Source organism: Acidovorax sp. KPB24-03 (assembly GCF_057546605.1).
This window is the reverse complement of the sequence record NZ_BAAJYR010000293.1, coordinates 1-4,383: the sequence shown is the minus strand read 5'-3', so window position 1 is coordinate 4,383 and position 4,383 is coordinate 1. Positions and strand designations below refer to the sequence as shown.

The 4,383-nt window shown below is 69.7% G+C and carries 3 protein-coding genes and 2 pseudogenes; all 5 read right to left on the bottom strand.

What is annotated here, in order from left to right:
* Positions 1 to 200, bottom strand: a pseudogene (locus AC27KI_RS19450) (hypothetical protein); the annotation flags it as partial.
* 71 nt (positions 201 to 271) lie between these two features.
* Complete coding sequence (locus AC27KI_RS19445; protein ID WP_487115340.1) at positions 272 to 2,593, bottom strand: TonB-dependent receptor; 2,322 nt, start codon at positions 2,591 to 2,593, stop codon at positions 272 to 274.
* Positions 2,594 to 2,805: 212 nt separating this feature from the next.
* Positions 2,806 to 3,747: an MBL fold metallo-hydrolase gene (locus AC27KI_RS19440; protein ID WP_487090480.1), complete on the bottom strand. Its 942-nt coding sequence runs from the start codon at positions 3,745 to 3,747 to the stop codon at positions 2,806 to 2,808.
* A 35-nt stretch (positions 3,748 to 3,782) separates the two neighbouring features.
* A complete protein-coding gene (rbsD, locus tag AC27KI_RS19435; RefSeq protein WP_284404829.1) occupies positions 3,783 to 4,172 on the bottom strand; it encodes a D-ribose pyranase in 390 nt (129 codons plus the stop codon).
* Positions 4,169 to 4,383: pseudogene (locus AC27KI_RS19430) on the bottom strand (PfkB family carbohydrate kinase); the annotation flags it as partial. The pseudogene AC27KI_RS19430 and the gene rbsD, both read right to left, overlap by 4 nt.

Genomic DNA, 4,383 nt, shown 5'->3' with positions numbered 1-4,383 from the left:
GGCAGCACGGCCCAGCCGTCGAAGGCGCGCCGGTTGGCCTGCGCCGACGTGCCCAGGCCGCTGCCGCCCGCCACGTAGGCATGGTGCGCGGCATCCATGTGCTTGGGCGCGAGCAGGGCGTAGTCGAGCGCGCCGTGCACGCCGGGCGGAATGCGGTCCGGCGGCGGAGGCGGTGCGGTGAAGGGAAGGGCTGGGGTCATCGTTGAAAGCGGCAATGCCGGGCAGAGCCCGGCATTGGATCAGACCCGGGGCGCCGTTGCCAGCGCGCCGATCAGAACTCGTAGTCGAGCGTGACGCGCACCGCCCGCCCGTCGCCCTTGTACAGGAACGAGCCCGAGCGGTACACCGCCGTGTAGTAGTCCTTGTCGCCGGCGTTGAGCACGTTGATGCGGATGTCGGCGTGCTTGTTCAGGCGGTACGAGGCGAACAGGTCGTACACGGTGAACGAGGGCACGGGCTGCGCGCAGGTGCCGTTGGTGTAGCTCGCGCCGGTGTCGGGCTGGCCGCCGCAGCGGTCGCTTTCGTGCCGCGCCGTGGCGCCCACGGACAGCGCGGGGGTCAGCTGGTACTTGCCCTGCACCGAGAACGAGCGGTCGGCGAAGTTCGACAGCGGCAGGCCCACGTTGGCCGCCGTGGCCGACTTGAGCACCTTGGACTTCATGAACGCCACGCCGGCCTGCACCGTGAACTGGGAGGTCACGTTGCCCACCAGGCCGAATTCGACGCCGCGCACGCGGTTCTTGCCGGTGTTGAAGGTGCCCAGCGAGTCGTAGTTGGCGCCCTCCATCACGTCGGACTTGGTGGTCTGGAACGCCGCGGCCGTGAACAGCAGCTTGTTGTCCAGCAGGTTCCACTTGGTGCCGATTTCCAGATTGCGCGAGGTCTCGGGCTTGGCGCCGGCGGCGCTGCCGTTGTAGACCACCAGGCCGCCGTAGCCGCTGCTGGTGCCGGTGTCGGATTCGCCGCCGTTGATGTCCTGGGCCGAGCCGTAGCTGGCGTACACGATGCCCATGGGGTTGATCTTGTACGACACGCCCAGGTGGCCGTTGAGCAGGGTGTCGGTGTAGCTGTAGTTGCCCGTCTGCGCGGCCGTGGTGGCGTTGCGCGTGACGAGGCTGAAGTCGGTGTAGTCGGCGCGCACGCCGCCGAACACCGTCCATTGGTCGGTCAGGTCCACCGTGTCCATGGCGCTGAGCGCGAAGCTCTTGACCTGCCAGTCGTTGGCCCAGGGCGTCTGGGCGATCTGCCGGCCCATGATGGAGTTCAGGCCCGGCGTGACGGCGCCCGAGGGGCCCGAGAGGCAATAGGCCGTGTTGGCGCCCGTGCCCGCCTGCGTGCGGCAGTTGAATGCGCCGGTGTTGGTGACGGCGTAGTTGCCGCGCGTCACCTGGTGGTCCGTGTATTCGAGGCCGAAGATGAGTTCGTTCTTCTTGCCGGCGATCTCGGTGTCCCAGCGCAGGTTGGTCTGGTGCGCGAAGTACTTCACTTCCTGCCAGCCGTTGTGCGTGCTCAGCGAGGCGCTGGTGAACGGCGTGCCGTTGCTGTAGCGCGTGCCGCCCGAGGCGCCGGTGACCACGTAGCCGTTGTCGGACGTGCCGTAGCGCGTCAGGCTGGTGAGGGTCTTGTCGGGCGCGATGCGCCACTTGACGCGTGCCGTCAGGGCGTCCACGTCGGAGTTCAGGAAGTCCTGACTCTGCGCGTACACGGGCACGCCGGTGGCGGGCACGCGGTTGGGCACCGTGCCGAGCAGGTAGCTGCCCAGGTCGGGGTACTTGTCCCTGGCGCGCAGGCCGTAGTAGTCCAGCGTGACCGACAGGTTGGCATTGGCTTCCCACAGGCCCGACAGCGCCAGGCCCTCGCGGCGGCGCTTGGACGGGTCGCGGTCCGGCACGCCTTCGGTGCTGTACAGCGCGTTGGCGCGCAGCGCGAACTGATCCGAGAAGCCCTTGTTGGCATCCAGCGTGGCGCGGCGGTAGCCGTCGCTGCCCGCGCCCACGGAGATGCGCGAGAAGTCGTAGTCCAGCGTGGCCTGCTTGGTGATGGCGTTGATCGCGCCACCGGCCGAGCCGCGGCCGGCAAAGGTCGAGTTCGGGCCCTTGGTGATTTCGAGCTGCTCGATGGCGAAGCTCTCGCGCGTCGTCATGCCGGGGTCGCGCAGGCCGTCCACGAACACGTCGCTGCGGGCTTCCTGGCCGCGGATGATGTAGCGGTCGCCGAAGGCGTTGCCGTTCTCGCCCGTGCCCAGGGTGATGCCGGGCTGGGCCGCGAGGATCTGCTTGAGGTCGGTGAAGCCGGAGTCGTCGATCGCGGCCTTGGTCACCACCGAGATGGTCTGGGGCGTTTCCGCCAGGGGCCGCGTGTGGCGCACGTCGGCCGAGGTCTTGGCCTTGTAGGGCGCGCCCACTTCAGCATTGGGGTTGGGATCGATGGCCTGGTCCTGCACCGTCACGGTCGGCAGGACGGTGGCGTCCTGCGGCGGTGCGGTCTGGGCCATGGCGGCCCAGGGCAGCAGCACGGCGGTGGAGAGGCTGGCGGCAACGCCCTCGGCCAGGCGGAGGCTGCGGGGCTTCTTGACGGGGTTGTAGTGTTTCATTTTGTTGTCAGAACCAAAAACAGCCGCGATTATTGATACGAATCACTCTCGTTAAGGTGTTGTCTGACAGAGGCGCGGCGTGGAATCTGACAATTTGTAAGATTTCCGCCACAAATTCCGCAAGGGAGGTGCGCCGGACGAGGGGTGGGAGGTGCAATCGGCCCCGGCACGGGCGTGCAGAGCCAGCGAGGCCGGGGGCCGCGCCTTCTGCCCTACCGGTTGTGGATCTGCGTGCCCTGGAGGGCGGCCGCACCCGAGCGCACGAGGTCCTGCACCGTGCCCTCCAGCCAAGCCTGCAGCGGCTGGTCGGCGAAGTAGCGCGCGTGCAGCAGCGCGAAATAGGGCGTCGCGGCGGCCCAGGCCCAGAGCCGCTGCGCCTCGGCCTGCTGCCACTCCAGCAGCTTGTACTTGACGAGCACCTTGGCGGCGTAGCGCGCGTGCTTTTCGGGTGCCTGCACGAAGCCGTCCAGCCGCCGCCGGGCGGTGTCCAGCGCCGGGGCAAGGCCGGTGAAGACGCGGCCATGCCCGGGCACGAGGGTGCGCGGCGCCAGCGACTCGATCAGGTCAAGCGTGGTCGCCACGTCGGCGAAGGCGCTGTCGCCCTCCAGCTCGGGAAAGACCACGCCGAAGCCGTTCTCCCACAGCGCGTCGGCCGAGATCAGCACGGCGTCGACCGGCTCGAACAGCACGATCGAATGCGGGTCGTGACCGGGGGCCGCATGCACCTGCCAGGCCCGGTCGCCGAGCATCACTTCAGTGCCCGGCTGCAGCACGCCGTCCATGCGAAACGGTGGGCAGTCCTGGCCCGTGGGCGTGTAGCTCAGGGCGTTGGCGTCCCACTGGCGCACATGGGCCGCCTGGCCCGGGGGGATGAAGGTGCCGAGGGCGGGCCAGGCCGCCTGCAGCGCGGCGTTGCCGCCGCAGTGGTCGCTGTGCAGGTGGGTGTTGAGCACACGGTCCAGCGCGCGGCCCTGCAGTGCGCCCTGCAGCAGCGCGACGGTCTGCGCGGCATGGGTGCAGTAGCCGGTGTCCACCACCGCCGTGTGCCCGGCGCCGATGAACACGATGTTGTTGGCCGACAGCCAGCCGCGCTCCAGCACGGTCATGCCGGGGGGCAGGGGCGCGGGGCCGGAGGGCGTTGAGAGGGGGGGCATGGCGGTGGCTTTCATGGCGCGCCGCCCCGGGCCGTCTAGAACGTCACGCCGGCGATGAGTATGACATTCGCATAGGGCGTGCATTCGCCGGTGCGCACCATCACCCGCGCCTGCTGGCACAGCCGTTTGAATTCCTCGTGCGGCACGGTCTCGGGCGCCACGGGCAGCAGGCACCAGTCCGGCAACTGGCCTTCGGCGCGTTCGACGGCTTCGGTGGCGACGATGGCGCGCTCCACCTGCAGTTCGGAGAGGACGGCGCACAGCACCTCGTCCACGGCGGGGATGCCGGCCGTGACGGCCAGGTCGATGCGGCGTGGCCCGGGGGGAATGGGCAGGCCCGCGTCCCCGATGACCAGCATGTCGCCGTGGCCCATGCAGGCGATGGCATGCGAGAGTTCGGCGTGCAGCAAAGCGCGGCGTTTCATAGCAATCTCCAGTCGGGTGGGCGGGGGCTGGCGGCGACGGCGTCGCGCGTGGGGATGGAGGGTTGGGCGCCGGGCCGGGTCACGCACAGCGCCGCGGCACGGATGCCGCCCTGCACGGCGGGGTCGAGCGCCTCGCCCCGTCCGAGCGCGACGGCCGAGCGCCCCCAGAAAGGTGTCTCCGGCGGCGGTGGTGTCCACGGCCTGCACGGCC

Bases quoted from the DNA above. Each gene is read 5' to 3' on its own strand.
- rbsD (WP_284404829.1), bottom strand. From the start codon at position 4,172: ATGAAACGCCGCGCTTTGCTGCACGCCGAACTCTCGCATGCCATCGCC.
- AC27KI_RS19445 (WP_487115340.1), bottom strand. From the start codon at position 2,593: ATGAAACACTACAACCCCGTCAAGAAGCCCCGCAGCCTCCGCCTGGCC.
- AC27KI_RS19440 (WP_487090480.1), bottom strand. From the start codon at position 3,747: ATGCCCCCCCTCTCAACGCCCTCCGGCCCCGCGCCCCTGCCCCCCGGC.